The sequence below is a fragment of the Streptomyces sp. NPDC093510 genome (assembly GCF_040683555.1).
In the GTDB taxonomy this organism is placed as follows: domain Bacteria; phylum Actinomycetota; class Actinomycetes; order Streptomycetales; family Streptomycetaceae; genus Streptomyces.
On the sequence record NZ_JBFBEE010000018.1, the window covers coordinates 84677 to 102644 of the forward strand.

Annotated in this window: 6 protein-coding genes; 1 reads left to right on the top strand and 5 read right to left on the bottom strand. The window is 72.5% G+C overall.

The genetic code is table 11. From position 1 onward, the window contains the following. Positions 1–39: 39 nt before the first annotated feature. Positions 40–1608 (bottom strand): amidohydrolase, encoded by a 1569-nt coding sequence (locus AB0N81_RS27690; RefSeq protein ID WP_365362890.1) that lies wholly within the window; start codon positions 1606–1608, stop codon positions 40–42. A 30-nt stretch (positions 1609–1638) separates the two neighbouring features. Next, on the bottom strand, positions 1639–1851 hold the full coding sequence (locus AB0N81_RS27695) for an MbtH family protein (RefSeq protein ID WP_365362893.1): 213 nt from the start codon (positions 1849–1851) through the stop codon (positions 1639–1641). A gap of 120 nt (positions 1852–1971) precedes the next feature. Here AB0N81_RS27695 and AB0N81_RS27700 point away from each other — a divergent pair, with 120 nt between their 5' ends. After that, on the top strand, positions 1972–3102 hold the full coding sequence (locus AB0N81_RS27700) for an alpha/beta hydrolase-fold protein (RefSeq protein WP_365362895.1): 1131 nt from the start codon (positions 1972–1974) through the stop codon (positions 3100–3102). A gap of 256 nt (positions 3103–3358) precedes the next feature. On the opposite strand, the gene AB0N81_RS27705 is transcribed toward AB0N81_RS27700, so the two are convergent. From AB0N81_RS27705 to AB0N81_RS27715, 3 genes are read right to left on the bottom strand one after another with little or no spacing between them, the layout of a single operon-like run. Beyond that, the gene (locus AB0N81_RS27705; protein WP_365362897.1) at positions 3359–5083 is read right to left on the bottom strand and encodes an ABC transporter ATP-binding protein; all 1725 of its coding nucleotides are present in this window, start codon (positions 5081–5083) and stop codon (positions 3359–3361) included. Then, entirely contained in the window at positions 5055–16067 is an 11013-nt protein-coding gene (locus AB0N81_RS27710) for an amino acid adenylation domain-containing protein (protein ID WP_365362898.1), read from the bottom strand. The genes AB0N81_RS27705 and AB0N81_RS27710 overlap by 29 nt, the downstream gene beginning before the upstream one ends. Before the next feature lie 58 nt (positions 16068–16125). Then, entirely contained in the window at positions 16126–17898 is a 1773-nt protein-coding gene (locus tag AB0N81_RS27715; protein WP_365362900.1) for an ABC transporter ATP-binding protein, read from the bottom strand. Positions 17899–17968 lie beyond the last annotated feature (70 nt).

A 17968-nucleotide genomic window follows, 5' to 3' on the forward strand; every position in this document is an offset into this window, starting at 1 on the left:
CGATAAATCGGTACTCATTACGCCAGCGCGTCGTGACGCCTACTGCGGCGTCTCGCGGCCGTCGACGTAGGTCGCCGCCACCTCGATGTCGCCGATGCGTGACGGGTCGACGTGGCGGGGGTCGTCGCCGAGTACGACGAGGTCGGCGCGCTTGCCCGGGGTGAGGCTGCCCAGGGTGTCCTCCCAGTGGCAGGCGTGGGCGCCCGCGACCGTGTAGGCGTGCAGCGCCTCGTCGACGGTGATGCCCTCGTCCGGGCCGATCACCCGGCCCGACGCGGAGGCGCGCTCGACCATGAACTGGATGGCCCGCAGAGGCGATCCGTTCGTGACGGGACGGTCGGAGCTGCCGACGAGAGGGATGCCGTGGTCGAGGAAGCCTCGGCCACGGTAGAGCCAGGGTGCCCTCTCCTCCCCCATGATCGTCGCGTAGTCGTCGCCGAAGCAGCGGAGGAAACCGGGCTGGACGACCGCGCTCACGCCGAGCCGGGCGAAGCGCGGCAGCTGGTCGGGGCGGATCAGTCCGGCGTGCTCGATACGGTGCCGGGCTGCGGGCCGCGGCCGCAGGCGCTGGGCCCGTTCCAGGGCGTCCAGGGCGAGGTCGGCCGCCCGGTCGCCGATCGCGTGGACGGCGAGCTGCCACCCCGCGATGTGGCCGTCCACGATCGTGGCGGCGAGCGCCTCGGGGTCGTCCTGCAACTGACCCGCGTGGTCGAGTCCTTCGTACGGCCTGCTGAGCGCGGCGGTCCGGGCCATCATGCCGCCGTCGGTGTAGATCTTCAGGGCGCCCACGGAGAGCCGGTCGTCGCCGAAGCCGGTGCGCAGACCGAGGTCGAGGGCCCGCGGAATGTCGTCGCTCTCGTGCGCGGCGACCGGGCCGAGCCTCTCGGCGGACACCATGAGCTGCACGCGCAGCGGCAGCAGGCCTTCCTCGCGGGCGAGTTGGTAGGCGCCCAGCTCGACCGGGCTGTGGCCGAAGAGGGTGCCGCCGATGCCCGCCTCGGCGCAGGCGGTGACGCCCTCGGTCAGACAGGTGCGGGCGGCGCGCCCGATCGCCTCCGCCAACTCGCGCTGGGAGTACGGCAGTCGCAGCGCGCGGGCGGCGCCCATCGCGCCCTCGGCCAGGAAGCCGTTCTCGTGCGGGGTGCCCGCGGGGAGCAGATCGAGGACGGCGGAGTTGACGACGCAGCCGTGCCCGGAGTCGTGCAGCAGGAACACCTTGCGGCCGTGGCCGACCTTGTCCAGTTCGGCGGCGGTCAGATGACGGCCGAGGGCCCGCTGGTCGTACCCGGCGATGCTCAGCCAGTCGCCGGGCGCGCCGTCGCGGGCGGCCATCTCGTCCACGACGGCGAGCACGTCGTCGATCCGCGTGCGGCCCGCGATGCTCGGGGTGTTCTCCTTGAACCCGGCCCAGGCCAGGTGCACGTGGGCGTCGACGAATCCGGGCAGCACTGTGGCGCCCTGCAGATCGATCACCTCGCGCGCGGGCAGCGAGGTGACGGCCTCGTCGAGGCCCACGATCCGGCCCCGCCAGATGCCCAGGTCATGGGCCACGGAGTGGTCCGGATCCATCGTGAGGAAGCGCGCGTTCGTCAGTCTCGTGCAGAGCATCGACGGTCTCCCTCCCGGGCGTCGAGGAGGTCAGCCGTCCACGGAGGCAGCGAGGGAACGGGGGCGCAGGTCCGTCCAGTTGGTCTCGATGTACTCCAGGCAGGCGTCCCGCGTGTTCTCCTCGAAGGCGATCGTCCAGCCGCCGGGGACCTCGGCGAAGGACGGCCAGAGCGAGTGCTGCCCCTCGTCGTTCACCAGGACCAGGAAGCGGCCTTCGGGGTCGTCGAAGGGGTTGGTGCTCATGTGTCGGTGCCTCCTTGGGCGGGGTGTACGTATCTTGGGCGGGACCGAAGGATTAGGTTAGGCTCCCCTAAATTAATGTGAGCTTAGCCTTTCTTCCTTCCCTCTCACAAGGAGACGTTCATGCGCCTGGCGGCCGACACGGACAGCGCCTTCGCCGAGTTCGGACTGTCCGGCGAGCCCGGCACCGACGCGTTCTGGGCGGCGGCTCGTACGCCCGCGTCCGTGCCCGCCGACGGTGACGCCGGCGAGGGCGGGGGCGATGGCGGGGGCTGGAGGACGTTGTTCCTGTGGCGCGGTTCGCCCGCGAGCATCGTTTTCGAGAGCTGGTCGGAGCCGGTGCCGCTGCGCCGGTGGGCCGACACGGACTGCTGGTACGCCGAGGTGAGGATGCCCGCGCGGCTGCGGGTGACGTACCAGTTCCTCTCGGAGGGGCAGGCGTACGCCGATCCGTTCAACCCGGACGGCGCGGGCGGGGACCGGTCCATCGCCGCGACCCCGGACGCCCCGGCCCAGCCCCACTGGCCCGCCATCGGCGCCGACGACATCCTGCCGCTCCCGAGCACCCGCATCCGGTGGGCCAGCCAGCGGCTCGGCGGACGGCGTACCGTGCGGGTCCACGCGGCGGGCGGTGGCGGGCCGTTGGTCCTGCTGCTCGACGGGGACGACTGGCTGTACCTGCACCCGGCCGTGACCGCCTTCGACTCGGCCGTCGCCGCCGGCGAGATGCCTCCCGTCACGCTCGTCTTCCTGCCGTCCAAGGACCGGGAGGCCGAGTTCGCGTGCGAGCCCGCGCTGTGGGAGGCCGTACGGGACGAGCTGCTGCCGCTGGTGGCGGAGAGCGGCGTACCCGCCGACTTGGAGCGGCTCGTGGTCGCCGGGCAGAGCCTCGGTGGGCTGAGCGCGGTGTACGCGGCGCTGGAGTTCCCGGAGCTGGTGTCCCGTGTCGCCTGCCAGTCGGGGTCGTTCTGGTGGACTCCCGACGCCCTGGGCTCGGGCGACCCGCTGGGCGGGCCCGTCGGGGGCGCGGTCGCGGCGCGGCTGGCGGCGGAACGGCCCGACCTGTCCGGTCTGCGGATCGCGTTCGACGTCGGGGAGCACGAGACGCGGATGCTGCCGCACTGTGAGCTGACGGAGGCGTTGGTGCGGGGGGCCGGGGCGGGGGTCAGGGTCTCTCGGGGGGCGTGCGGGCATGATCGGGCGGGGTGGCGGGGGGCGTTGGTGCGGGATGTTGCGTGGGTGCTTGACGCGTAGCTGGTGGGGGCGGTGTTTTGCGCCGTTCCCCGCGCCCCTGGACACGCCGCCGCCGCCCGCCCCCTGCCGGCCGGTGGGGGTTGCTCGCGCCGTTCCCCGCGCCCCCGGACATGCCCCCGTCGCCCGCCCCCCGCCGGCCCGACGGGGTTGCTCGCGCCGTTCCCCGCGCCCCTGGACATGCCGCCGTCGCCCGCCCCCGCGGGCCCGACGGGGTTCCCCGCGCCCCTGGACATGCCGCCCCGAGCCCTGCGGGCCCCTAGCGTGCTACCGCCGCGCAGTACTCCTCGTCCGTGGCCAGGAGGTTTCGGTGGGTGTTTTCTGCTGTGATTGTGCCGTCGTTCAGGATCAGGACTCGGTCGGCGGCGTCCAGGAGGGCCGGGCTGCTGGTGATCGCTATGGTTGTGCGGCCGCGGCGGAGCTTCGCGATGTTGCGGGCGATGAGTTGTTCGGTGACCGCGTCGACCGCCGTTGTCGGGTTGTGCAGGACGAGGACTTCCGTGTCGGCGGCCAGCGCGCGGGCCAGGGAGAGGCGTTGGCGCTGTCCGCCTGAGAGGTTCGCGCCGCGGTCGCGGACGGCGTAGTCGAGGCCTTCGCGGTGCAGGGCGACGACGTCGGTCAGCATGGACGCCTCGACCGCCTCGGGAACCGAGACACTCGTGCCCGACGGGTCGATGTTCGTGCGGAGGGTGCCGGCGAAGATCTCCCCGTCGTACGGATTGACCAGCATGTGCTCGCGGACCGCCTCGACCGACAGGTCGGCGATCTCCTGACCGCTGACCCGGACCACACCCTCGTACGCGCCGGGCGGCACGTTCACCGCCAGGATCGACGCCAGATCGGCCACCGCGCGCGGCTGGTAACCCGCGATCGCCACGAACTCGCCTGCCGCCACCGTGAACTTCAGGCCACGCAGGGAGCCGTAGCGGACGCCGTCGATCTCCAGGTCGCCGCCCGCGGCCGGGCGCTCGGGTCCCGGGGTCGTCACCGGCGGCGCGGAGAGGACGAGCGCCATGCGTTCCGCCGACGCCCGCGCAATCATCACGTACTTGGGCATCTCCGAGAACATTTTGAGGGGTTCCATGATGAATTGCGCCAAGCCGACGGCCATGACGAGTTCACCGATGGTGATCCGGCCCTCGAACGCCAGCCAGCCCGCCGTCAGGGTCACCGCGGCCGCGAGGACCGCGTTGAGGGCCTGGGCCGTGCCCGCGTACACGCCGTTGACCTTGGCGACGGTGACCGCCTGGTGCTTGGCCTCCGTGCTGACCGTCCGGTACGAGCGGAACGCCGCGTGGTTGCCGCCGAAGCCGTGCAGCGGGCGCAGACCGCTGATCAGGTCGGCGACCTTCGCCCCGGCCCGCGCCACCCTGGCCTGCTGTTCACGCGTGCTGGAGCCGATCCGCCTGGACATCACGCTGAGGATGGAGAGGATCGCGACCGTACCCACGATCACGAGCAGGCCCAGCCGGTAGTCGGCCATGCCCAGCGCGACCGCCGCGACGAGCACCGCGACCAGCGAGCTGATGAGCAGCGGCACCACCTCGATGATGTCGGCGGTCTGGTCGGCGTCCTCGGTGGCGATGGTGAGGACCTCGCCGGACTTGAGGTCGACGTCCCTGGCCACCGGCTGGAGCCCGCAGGCCGCGACCTTCACCCGCCAGCGGTGGGCCTCTGTCGTGTTGGCCTTCTGCAATATGCGCATGCCGAACCGCCACGACAGCGACACCGTCGTGATGATCACGGCCAGCGCGCCGATGGAGAGGGCGAGCGCGCCGAGGGTCCGGTCGTCCTGCATCGTGTGCTCGACGATCAGGCCGAGCGCGATGGGGAACGCCGTCTCACCGGCCTGGTAGAGGCCCATGAGGACGGTGCCCCAGACCATGGCGCCGATGTTGCGGCGCAGGGCGGTCCGCAGGATGGCGGAGCCCGGGTGGGGCCGGGGCCGCTTCGTGTCAGGAGTTGTCGGGGTCACGGTTCTCATCGAGGTGGCGGGCAATCGCTTCCGGGGTTCGCAGGGTGAACAGGTCTCGGATCGTGACCACGGGACCGTATTCGCGGCGGAGCAGGCCGATCAGCCGCACCGCCAGCATGGAGTGTCCTCCGAGGGACACGAAATCGCTCACCGCGCTCACCTCGTCGTCGTCGAGGTCCAGGGCTTCGGCGAAGAACTCGCAGACCACCGTCTCCGTCTCGGTCTCCGGGCCGCGCTCCCCCGCCGTGGTCAGCGCGCCGAGGGGCTTGGCCTCCGGCAGCGCCTTGGTGTCAGCCTTCCCGTTCACGGTGAGGGGGATGCTGTCGACCTGGGCGTAGTGCGTCGGGCGCAGGAAGTCCGGCAGGGCTGTGCCGATGTCGGCTGCGACGGCGGCCAGGTCGGCGCCGTCGAGCACGAGGTAGGCGGCGAGGCGGTACGCCCCGTCGACCTGCGGGTCGGGCTGGGCGACCGCGGCGACGAAGCTCACCGCCGGGTGGGCCGCGAACGCGGCCTCGACCTCGCCCAGTTCGACCCGGTGTCCCCGGATCTTGACCTGCTGGTCGGTGCGGCCCAGGTAGGTGAGGTTCCCGTCGGGGCGGCGGGTCACCAGGTCGCCGGTGCGGTACATGCGCTCGCCGGGTGCGCCGAACGGGCAGGCGACGAAGCGGTGCGCGGTCTGCGCGGGCTGGCCGAGGTAGCCGCGCGCGATGCCGATGCCCGACACGTACAGCTCGCCGGGGACGCCGTCCGGCAGCGGCCGCAGCCACGGGTCGAGGACGTACACCTCGGTGTTGTCGATGGCCACGCCGACCACCGGGTCCTGGCACTCGAAGGTACCGACGCCGAGGGTGTTGATGGTGTATTCGGTGGGTCCGTACAGGTTGTAGCCGACGGTTCCCTCGGTCTCGGCGAGCCGCTGCCAGAGTGTCGGGGTGACGGCCTCGCCGCCGAGGAGGACCAGCGCAGGGCGCCGTGCCGGGTCGGCGAGCAGGCCCTCGGCCACCAGCTGCTGGGCGTAGGTCGGCGTCACGTTGATGACGTCGATCCCGTGCTCCAGGCAGTACTCGACGAGGCCGGGCGCGTCGCGGCGCAGCTCCTCGTCGCAGATGTGCACCTCGTGGCCGTCGGCGAGCCACAGCAGCTCCTCCCACGACATGTCGAAGGCGAACGACACGGTGTGCGCGATCCGGAAGGTCCGGTGGCCGCGCTCGGCGAGGACCGGTTCGAAGATGCGGCGCTGGTGGTTGATGAGCATGTTGGTGAGTCCGGCGTACTCGGTCACCACGCCCTTGGGCTTCCCGGTCGAGCCGGAGGTGTAGATCGTGTACGCGGGGTGCCGCAGCCGGTCCGGGTCGTCCGGCGCGAACGTCACGAACGGCTCGGCGTCGGGCAGCGGACGGTCCAGCTCGATCAGGCCGCACACCTCGTCCACGGCACCCGTCAGCCGGGGCGACACCGCGCTCACCGTGAGGATCACGTCCGGGCGGGCGTCCTCGACGATCGCCGCGATCCGCTCGTCGGGGTGGTCCAGTTCGAGGGGTACGTACGCGGCGCCGACGCGCAGCACGGCGAACAGCGCCACGATCGAGTCGAGGGAGCGCGGGATCGCGAGCCCCACGGTCTTCTCCGGTCCGAGCCCCCGCCCGGCGAGCACACCCGCGACCGCGCGGCTGCGGTCCCTGAGCTCGGCGAAGGTCATCGTCGAGCCGTGGGCGACCAGGGCGACACGCTCCGGGTCGCGGTCGGCCGCCCGGTCGAAGCGGTCGACGACGGTGTCCGTGCCGACGTCCGTGCGTTCGGCGGGCCCGGGGTCGCTGCCGAGGCCGGGCAGCGCGCCGACGGGGCCGGCGGAACGGGCCAGGTCCTCCAGCACGCGCACGTAGTCGTCGAGGAGGCGGCGGGCGTCGCCGGTGTCGCCGTAGCGGTGTTCCAGCTTGACCGTGAGCCGGTCGCCGGGGGTCACGACCCAGGTGAACGGGTAGTGGGTGGAGTCGTCGGCCCGTACGGACGTGATGCCGTGCCGGGAGTTCATCTCGGCGAAGGCGTCCATGTCCAGGAAGTTCTGGAGTACGAACAGGTTGTCGAAGAGCGTGTCGTGGCCGCTGGCCCGCTGGATCTCGCCGAGCCCGAGGTGCTCGTGCTCCATCGCCTCGACGCGGGCCGCCTGGACGGCCGCCAGGTACTCGCCCACGGTCTCTTCGGGCCTGGCCTTCGTCCACTGGGGCACGGTGTTGAGCAGCACGCCGACGACGTCGGAAAGGCCCTCGCCGTCGCGCCCGGAGACGGTCACGCCGAACACGGCGTCGCTGCGTCCCGTGTGCGCGCCGAGCAGGAGGCCGAACGCGCCGGTCAGTACCGAGTTCAGCGTGACGCCATGCGTCTTGGCCGCGTTCCGCAGCAGGTCCGACTGTTCGGCGGAGAGCTGGTGCACGAGCGCGGGCGGCAGGTCGGCCGAGAGGGCCGGTGCCGGCCCGGCGAGCAGCGTCGGGCCGGGCAGCCCTGCCAGATGCTCCGCCCAGAAGCGTTCCGATACGGCCGGGTCCTTGGCGTCGAGCGCCCGTGCGTGATCCTCGAAGCTCGGCGTGGCCGGGGCGGAGTCGAAGGGCTCGCCCGCGACGACGGCCTCGTACGCGTCGAAGAGGTCCCGCAGCACGATCTCGCGGGACCAGCCGTCCCACAGCAGCAGGTGGTAGCTGAGCAGCAGTCCGTCCCGGTCGTCCGGCAGGCGGACCACCGTGAGGCGGATCAGCGGCGGTTCGGCCGGGTCGAAACCGGCGTCCCGGTCCCGGGTGCGGAAGGCCTCGACCTCCGCGTCGTCCGCGAGCTCGACGGTGCGGACGTCGACGCGTCGGCCCGCCTTGAGGACCTGCACCGGGTTGCCGTCGTCGTCGGTGGTGAAGCCGGCGCCGACGACCGGGTGCCGCGCGATCACGTGCGCCATCGCCTCGGCCAGCGCGTCGGCGTCCAGGCGCCGGTCGAAGGTGAACCAGCTCTGCGCGACGTAGTGACCGGCCGCGCCCGCCATCTGGGCCTGGAAGAACAGGCCCCGCTGGAGGGGGGTGACCGGCGCGGTGCGCTCGGCGGTCGCGGAGGCGTCCGCGAGGTGCTCCAGGGCGCGTCGCCAGTGGTCGGTGATCGCGTCGGGGATGCCGTCGGCGAGGGTGAAGGCCGCGTGCAGGCTGCCGGTGGCGTCGTCGGTCCAGGCGTTGACCTCGACGGCGTACGGGCTGCCCTGGTCGCCGCCGGTGATGTGCACCGCCTGGGACTCGCTGCCCCGGCCGAGGTAGTTGAACAGGACCTGCGGGCGGGCGGTGAGCAGCGGCGCCGTCTGCGGGTTCAGGTACCTCAACCGGCCGTACGCGACGTGCCCGCGCTCGTCCGGCTGGCGCTCGGCGACCTCGCGCGCGGCGGCAACGGGGTCGGTGTGCGCGGTGAGCCGTACGGGGGCGATGGAGGTGAACCAGCCGACGGTACGGGTGTAGTCGTGCTGTTCGAGGGCCGGGACCCGGCCGTGCCGCTCCAGCTCGACCGCGAGGTCGGTGGGCGACGCCTGCACATGGGTCAGCGCGGTGCGCAGCGCGCCGCACAGCAGCTCGGTGAGGCCGACGCCGAGCGCGGCGGGCGCGGTCCGCGTCACGAGGTCGCTGGTGCCGGGCGGGAGCACGACCGTGGTCTCGCGCAGGTTCTGGACCTCCGGCAGCAGGCCGGGGGCCTGGAGCGTGGTGATCCAGTGCCCGAGGCCGTCGATCGCGTCGGCGGACCGGAGCGTCAGCGCCTCGGCGTACTCGGCGTAGGACGTGGTCGGCGGTGCCAGGTCCGCGCCGCTCATGGCGGTGGCCAGGTCGTCGAGGAGGATCAGCCAGGACACGGCGTCGACGGCGAGGTGGTGCACGGCGACGACCAGCGTGCGGCTCGCCTCCAGCCACGTGAAGGCGATGACGTTCCCGGACTCGGGGTCGAGCCGTCCGGCGGCCTCGTCCGCGGCGGCGGTCACATCGGTCGCGTCGGTCGCATCGGTCGCATCGGTCGCGTCACCGCGTACGACAGGAATCTCGCGCGCGGGCTCGGTGCGCAGCGCCCACACGCCGTGCTCGACGCGCAGCCGCAGCCGCAGGGCCGGGTGCGCGGCCACGACGGCGTTCGCGGCCCGCCGGGCATCGGCGAACCCGGTGCCCTCGGGCGCCACCAACGTCCTGGCCTGGGCGAACCGGTCGAGCGAGCCGCCCAGTTCGCGCTGGCGCAGGATGATCGGCGTCGGTGCCAGGGGGCCGTCCTCCCGGCGAGCGGAGGCGGGAGCGGCGTCGGGCGCCGCGGCCTGCGACGCGCTCGACCCCAGGTGCTCGGCGAGTGCGCGGGGCGTCCTGAACAGGAACACGTCGCGCGGCGCGATCCGGAGGCCGAGCGCCCTGGCCCGGTTGATCACGGTGATGGCGACGATGCTGTCGCCACCGGCGGCGAAGAAGTCGGTGTCGGCGTCCGCGGTGGTTCCGCCGGGCAACACATCCGAGAAGATGCCGACCAACTGACCGAGTACAGGGGCTTTTTCGCCCGCCTGCGCGTCGTAGCCGGTCGCGCAGCTCTCCGGGGTGGCGGCCGCCCGCTCGGCCAGCGCCTTGCGGTCCAGCTTGCCGTTGACCGTCAGCGGCAGGGCGTCGACCGGCAGGACCCGGCCCGGCACCATGTGCACGGGCAGCTTCGCGGCGAGCAGACCGGCGAGGTCGCCGGGCACACTGCCCACGACGTGCGCGACCAGATGGTCGCCGCTGTCCGCGACGGTGACGGCCACGTCGGTCACGCCGTCGAGTTCCCGGACCGCGGACTCGACCTCGCCGAGCTCGATGCGGAAGCCCTTGAGCTGCACCTGGTCGTCGGCGCGTCCGGCGAACTCCAGCTCGCCGTCGAGCGTACGGCGGGCGAGATCGCCCGTGTGGTACATACGGGAGCCGTCGTCCGTGAACGGGTTCGCCACGAACCTGCCCGCGGTCAGGCCCGGCCTGCCCAGGTAGCCGAGCGACACCTGGTCGCCGGCGACGTAGATGGCGCCGACCCGGCCGGGCGGCACCGGCCGGAGCCGGTCGTCGAGCAGATAGGTGACCAGGCCGGGGACCGGGCCGCCGATGGGGCTGACGTCCTCGCCGCGGGCGAAGTCCTCGTCGGTCAGCACGCGGTGGGTGACGTGGACGGTGGTCTCGGTGATGCCGTACATGTTGACCAGCTCGGGCGACGCGGTGCCGTGCCGCTCGACCCAGCCGCGCAGCCGCCCGAGGTCGAGGGCCTCGCCGCCGAAGATGATCCGGCGCAGCTCGGTCACCGGCTCGCCGGCGTGCCGGTCGGCCTCGATGAACTGGTAGAACGCCGACGGGGTCTGGTTGAGCACGGTCACGCCGCGTTCGCGGACGAGGCGGTGGAAGTCGACGGGCGAGCGGGTCAGGCCGTACTCCGGCACCAGCAGCTCACCGCCGTGCGCCAGCGCTCCCCACAGCTCCCAGACCGCGAAGTCGAAGGAGAAGGAGTGGAACTGGACCCACACGTCGTGCGGCCCGAAGCCCATGTCCTGCTGGGTGTTCGCGAGCAGGGTGACCACGCTGGAGTGCGGGACGACGACGCCCTTGGGGCGGCCGGTCGAGCCGGACGTGTAGATGACGTACGCGGGGTCGTGCCAGTCCGCCTGGAGCGCGGGCGCCTCGGTGGTCTGCGTCGGCGGCTCCTCCCCCTGGACGACGACGCGGGCCGGTATGCCCGTGCGGCCGAGGAGTTCGGTGAAACGGTCCCGCTGCTCACGGTCGACGAGCACGACCTGCGGAGCGGCGTCGGCGAGGATGTACTCCAGGCGCTCGTCCGGGTACGCGAGGTCCAGCGGTACGTAGGCGCCGCCCGCGGCGACGATCGCGACCAGGGCGACGACCTGCTCCACGGAGCGCGGCACGGCGACGGCGACCCGCTTGCCCGGGGCGACCCCGGCCGCACGCAGCACCGACGACAACTCGTCCTTCGCGGCGGCCAGTTCGCCGTACGTCAGGGACCGGGTGGTGCCGTCGAGCGCGCACTGGGTGACGGCGGTGGCCGCCGGGTCTCGCCGGGCGGCGGCGTCGAACAGGCCGCCCAGGGTGGCGCGTTCGACCCGCGCGGGGCGGCGTGCGTCCGTGGCCGCGAGCTCGGCGACCCGGGCGTCCGGTCGCGCGAGCAGGCCGGTGAGGGTCCGGGTGAACGTGCGCAGGATCTCCTGGGCGGTGCTCTCGCCGAGGAGTTCGCCGTCGTAGATCAGGTTGAAGCGCGGGCGGCCGTCGAGCGCGCGCTCCACGACGAGCGTCAACGGGTAGTGCGGGGCGCCTTCGTTGACGATGTCGCCGATGACAAGCTCGGCGTCAGGGCTGCGCAGACTGTCCACGTCGGTGGCGACGTCGAACACCACGAGGGTGTCGAAGAGTGATCCGACGCCCGCCTGGCGGCCGATCCGTGCGAGCGAGACGTGCTGGTGGGGCAGGACGGCGCTCTGGTGCTCCCGCACCGAGGCGAGCAGTTCACCGGCGGTGGTAGCTGCGGTCCAACGGGCGCGCACGGGGATCGTGTTGATGAACAGGCCCACCATGTCGCCGATGCCGGGCACGTCGGCGTCGCGTCCGGACACGGTGGAGCCGAAGACGACGTCGTCGCCGTGCAGGATGCCGCCGAGCGTCACCGCCCAGGCGCTGTGCACGGCCACGCTCAGCGGCACGCCGGCCGTGCGGACGGCCGCGTCGATGTCGTCCTCCGCCTCGACGGCGGTGTCGGCGAACCGGTCGGAGGGGGTGTGCCCCTCGGCGACCAGCGACGGCGCGGGCAGCTCGGCGAGCTCCTCGCGCCACACCCGGTCGCTCTCGTCGTCGTCACGTGAGGCGAGCCAGGTCACGTAGTCGGGGAAGCCGCCGATCGGGTACACGGTCCCCGGCGCGTGGTACTCGGCGAGGAGCGCGCGCAGCATCGGCGGGACGGACCAGCCGTCGGCGATGATGTGGTGCACGGTCTGCACCAGGACGTTCCGTCCTTCGCCGGCGCGGACGAGCGTGTACCGCATCAGCGGGCCGGTGGCCAGGTCGAACCCGGCGCGGCGGTCCCGCTCGGCGAGGTCGCGTATCTCCTCGTCGGTGATGCCGGGGCGGTCCACGGTGGTGAAGGGGGCCTGGACGCCGCTCTCCAGGACGGAGACGACGCGGCCGTCGGCGAGCGCCGTGAACCGCGCGGCCAGGTTCGGGTACAGCGTGAGCAGCCGGGTGGCCGCGGCGGCGAGCCGGTCGGCGTCCACCTCGCCGTCCGAAGCACCCTCCGGCGCCTCCAGCGTGAGGAGCTGCTGCTCGACATACGCGCCCGCCGAGTCGTCGTCGAAGACCGAGTGGAAGTACAGGCCCTCCTGCAGCGGCGTCAGCGGCAGGACGTCCCGCAGCGAAGGCCCGTCGAGGGCGTCGACGTCGGCCTGGCTGAGCGGCACCAGGGGGAAGTCGCTGGGCGTGTGGCCGCCCTCGTCGAGCGCGGCGAGACCGGCGAGGGCCACGCGGAAGTAGCCGCCGAGCGTCGCGATGTCCTCGTCGGTGAACATGCCGTCGGGCCAGGAGACGGTGGTGACCAGCTCGTAGTCGCCGCCGTCCGCGGCCGGTTCGGCGATCGCGTTGAACTCGAGGGCGCGCGGCAGGCGCATCCTCGGGTCGCGCTTCTCGCCCAACTGGCCGGTGGCGCCCGACAGTTGCCAGTCGCCGGAGGCGCCCGCGTCGAAACGGCCCAGGTAGTTGAAGAGCACCTGCGGCGCGGGGGCGTCGAACCGGGTGTCGGCGAGGTAGCGCAGGGCGCCGTACGAGATGCCGTTGCTCGGCACCCGTGAGAGGTCTTCCTTGACCGCCTTGAGGGCGGCGGCGAGGTAGGCGGGGGCGGTGAGGTCGGGGGCGGCGCCGGGGTCCACAGTCACCGGGAACAGGGTGGTGAACCAGCCGACGGTGCGGGAGAGTTCCGGCTCGAAGCCCGCGGTGTCCGCCACGAAGCGGCCCTCGCGGCCGTGACCCTCCAGTTCGATGTGCGCGAACGTCTGGTCCTGTCCGAGGTCGCGGCGCCACCTGGCGAGGGCGACGGCGAGCGCGGTGAGGAGGACGTCGTTGACGCCCGCGTGGAACTTCGCGGGGATCTCGCCGAGGAGCGCGGCGGTGACCTCGGGGCCGACTGAGACGGCCCGGGTCCGCTCCCGTGCGACGGTGTCGGCCTCGGTCAGGGCGCGCCGGCCCACCGGCCGGTCCTGGCCCGGCAGGGGCTGCTGGAAGTAGCCGCGGTCCGCCTCGAAGCCGGCGCGTGCGAGGAGCTGCGTCCAGCGGCGGAACGACGTGCCCACCGGGGGCAGTTCGACCGTGGCGCCGTCGGAGAACTGGCGCCATGCCGTGGCCAGGTCCTCCATCAGGACCCGCCAGGAGACGCCGTCGATCACCACGTGGTGGACGACCATGACCAGTTGGCGTGCCTCGCGGCGCCACACGGCACGCAGCATCACGCCGTTGTCCGGGTCGAGCCCGTCGGTGGCGAGCGTGACGCAGTCGTCGAGCGGCAGGCCGCTCTCCTGCCACACAGGGACGGCCGGGTCCGCCTCCGGGATGTCAAAGCTCCAGCGGTCGCCGCGCACCAGCTTGGCGCGCAGCATGTCGTGCCGTCCGAGGACGGCGCCGAGTATCCGGTCGAGCGCTTCGCCGGTGAGGTCGGCGGGGGTGTTCAGGACCACCGACTGCACGAAGCCGTCGATGGCGTCCGTGGTCTCGCCGAGCCACTGCACGATGGGCGATCCCACGACGGCGCCGGTGGCGACATCGCCGTGGTCCACCGTGGAGACGTCCTCGCGGCTCGCCACCGCGGCCAGCGCTCCCACGACGCTGTTGGTGAAGATCTGCCGCACGGTGACGTAGAGGCCCGCGTCGCGCAGCGCGCCGAGCAGCGAGATCGTCAGGATGCTGTCGCCACCGAGCTGGAAGAAGTCCTGGTCGACGCCGACCTCGTCGAGTTGCAGCACCGCGGCGACCGCCGCACAGACCACGCGTTCGTTCTCGGTGGTGGGCGGGGCGAAGGAGCCCGCCGGGGTGGCGGGTTCCGGCAGCGCGTTCCGGTCGAGCTTGCCGTTCGCCGTGAGCGGGAACTCGTCCAGTACGACGATGTGGGTGGGGACCATGTACTCGACCATGTGGTCGGCGGCCCACGCCTTGACCTCGTCGGCGCGCAGGTTGTCGTGGCCGGCCGCCGGGATGACGTATCCGACCAGGTAGGTGCCGCCCGCCGTGTTCTTCTTGGCGACGACGCAGGTGTGGCGTACGCGGGGGTGCTCGGCGAGGCCGACCTCGACGTCCTCGATCTCCAGGCGCATGCCGCGGATCTTGATCTGGTTGTCGGCCCGGCCGAGGAAGTCGAGGGAGCCGTCGGGGGCGAACCGCGCGAGGTCACCGGTCCGGTAGAGCCGGGACCCGTCCGCGGCGAAGGGGTTGGCGACGAAGCGGGAGGCGGTCAGGCCGGGCGCGTTGACGTAGCCGCGCCCCAGGAGGAAGCCGCCCACGTACAGTTCGCCGCCGACGCCGACCGGGACCGGGCGCAGCTCGTCGTCGAGGACGTACAGCTGGGTGTTGGGGTTGGCCCTGCCGATCGACGTCGACAGGCGTTCGGCCGCGCCGCGGTAGATGACGTGGGAGACGCCGATCGTCGTCTCGGCGGGGCCGTAGCCGTGGTACATGGGGATGTCGAGCCGGGTGCGGAACCGTTCGTACAGCTCGGGGGTGAGCACCTCGCCGCCGCACCAGACGTGCCGCAGGCTGTCGAGACGGCCGGAGTCGCCCGCCATCTCCAGGAGCACGTCCAGCATGGACGACACCAGGTACGTGAAGGTGACGCGCTGTTCGGCGATCACGCTCAGCAGGTGGTGCGGGTCGCGTTCGCCGCCGGTCCGCAGGACCACGACGCGGCCGCCGCAGACCAGCGGCAGGAAGATCTCGTTGATGGAGATGTCGAAGGACAGCGGCGCCTTGAAGAGTGACGCGTCGTCGTGGCCGAAGCCCAGGATCTCGTCGACCTGCCAGAGCAGGCGTTCGCTGATCGCCTCGTGGCGGATCATCGCGCCCTTGGGCCGCCCGGTCGAACCGGACGTGAAGATGACGTACGCGAGGGCGTTGCCCGGGACGGTGACCCCGGGGTCGCCGGTGGGGCAGGAGCCGAACCTCCAGTCGCCGAGGTCGACTGCGACGGCTTCGGGTTCGCTCGGGTCATGCTCGCCCGTGGCGTTGAGCTGCAGCACGACGCGGGCGTCCTCGATGACGACGGAGCGGCGCGCGGCGGGCCACTGCGGGTCGAGCGGCACGAAGGCGCAGCCCGCCTGGAGCACGGCGAGCAGCCCGACGACCATGTCGGCGGAGCGGCTGAGCGAGATGCCGACGACCTGTTCGGCGGTGAGGCCGCGTCCGATGAGGTGGTGGGCCAACTGGGCGGAACGCTCGGCCGCCTCACGGTAGGTCAGGGAGCGGTGTTCGTCGACGATGGCGACGGCGTCCGGCCTGGTCCGTGCCTGCTCGCGGAACATCTCGACGATGGTGGGGCGGGCGCGGTCGGCGTGGGTGTCGTTCCACCTGGCGAGGGCTTCGAGCCTGGCCGCCGGGCCGGACGGGCCGATGGTGCCGAGGGGCCGGTCGGGGAAGTCGGCCAGGTCGTCGAGGGCGAGCTGCGCGTCGGCCCGCTCGACGCCGTCGGGAACGGCGATGGTCCATCCTTCCGCTCCGGCGTCCCGGCTGCCGGGGCCCGTACCGCCGTTGTCGACCCAGCCGAGGACGTCTGCGAAGAGGGTGGCGGGGGTGAGCTCGATGCCTTCGGGGCTCCGGCCGGTCGCCCAGTACGAGAGACCGATGGCGCACGCCTCGGCGACGGTTCGGTCGGAGTAGTCCCCGGCGCGCCGACGCACATCGGCCAGGCGAGTGGGGGAAAGCAGCACGAGGCGAGCGCTCGGTTCCATCATCGAAGACTCAGCGTCCCTTCCAGGTAATCGCAGTAAGGCTAACCTAAATTAGGCTTGCCTAACTACCCTCTCGCCAGGCCCGCCAGAGGCGCGCGTACCGGCCGCCGAGAGCCACCAACTCGTCGTGCGTGCCCAGCTCCACCACCCGCCCCGCGTCCAGCACGGCGATGCGGTCCGCCGCCATCGCCTGCGTCAGCCGGTGCGCCACGAACAGCGTGGTCCGGCCGGCGCACGCGGCCAGCACGGCGCGCTCCAGTTCGGCGGCGCCCTCGCTGCCCGCCTCCGCGGTGGACTCGTCGAGCACCACCACCGGCGTCCGGCTCAGCACAAGGCGGGCCAGCGCGATCTGCGCGATCTTGGTGACGTCCAGGCGCTCGCCGCCCTCGCCGACCATGGTGTCCAGGCCCTCGGGAAGATGCTCCACCCACCCGTCGGCGCCCACCGTGCGCAGGGCGTCCATCAGTTCGGCGTCGGACGCCTCCGGCGCGGCGAGCCGCAGATCCTCGGCGAGCGGACCGGAGAACACGTGCGTCTCCTGCGTCAGGATGCTCACCATGGCCCGCGCCCCCGCCTCGTCCAGACCGCCGAGGTCGTGCTCCCCTACGCGCACCGAGCCTGCCTGCGGGGTCCCGATGCCCGCGATCAGCGCCGCCAGCGTCGACTTGCCCGCACCCGTCGCCCCCACCAGGGCGAGAGAACCGCCCGCCGGAATCGTCAGGTCCACGTCCCGCAGGACCGGTTCGTCGGTGCCGGGATAGCTGAACGTCAGCCCCTCCACGGTCACCTGGTGCGGCACGGCATCCGCCACCTCGACGGAGGCGTCGCCCACCAGCCGCTCCTCCGCGGACTCCCCGAGGACGCCCACGAGACGGGTCAGGCTCGCGCCGGACTTCTGCGCCTCGTCGAAGGTGAACATGATGGCGCCCAGCGGCGTGAACAGCCGGTGGAACATCAGCGGGGCCGCCGACACCTCGCCCAGGCTCGCGGCGTCGGCCTCCAACAGGGCATATCCCACCACGAGGATGAGGACGAGTCCGATGAACTCGGCACGGTTCTCCCGGCCCACGAACCGGCCGAAGAACCGGAACACGTCGATGCCGAGATTGCGCACCCGCCACGACTCATGGGTGACCTTCTCGCGGACGGAGTCCTCCAGGCGGTACGCCCGGACCGTGTCGATCCCGTTCAGACCGCTGATCAGGGCCTGCGCGCGGTCGGCCTGCGCCACCCGCTGCTTGCGGTAGAGCGGGGCGGACCGGGGGAGGTACCAGCGCAGGGCCAGCGCGTACGCCGGCAGCGCACCGGCGCCCGCGAGGCCGAGCCGCCAGTCGAGGCCGAACATGCCGACCGTGGCGATGAAGACCAGCACGCCCGCCGAGAACACGGTCGGGATGGCCGTCCGGATTCCCTTGGACAGGACGGCGACGTCGTCACCGACCCGGGAGAGCACGTCACCCCGGCCGACCTGCTCGATCCGTTCGCTCGGCATCCCGAGCACCGCACGGACGGCGCCTTCCCGCAGCCGCGCGAGCAGGTCCGCGCCCAGCCGCCCGATCAGATAGGTCGACGCCGCGGTGGCCGCCGCGCCGAGCAGCGCGGCGGCCCCCATCAAGATCCCGATCGTGACCAGGACCGAACGCGACTCTCCCCCGACCACCCCGTCGACCACCCGGCCGAGCAGCAGCACAGGGAGGATCTGGAGCGCCGCCCCGGCCACCGTGGTGGCCACGGTGGCCGTCGTCAGCCACGGCACCTCGCGACAGTGCGCCGAGACCCACCTGGTGGCCTCACGTCCGGACGCCGTGCGCAGAGTCGCGGGGGCAGCGCCCATGCCGGCGGGGGGTGTTTCGGTGGTGCTCACACGTTGGCCAAGTCGGTACGGGGGCGGGCGGGGTGGGACA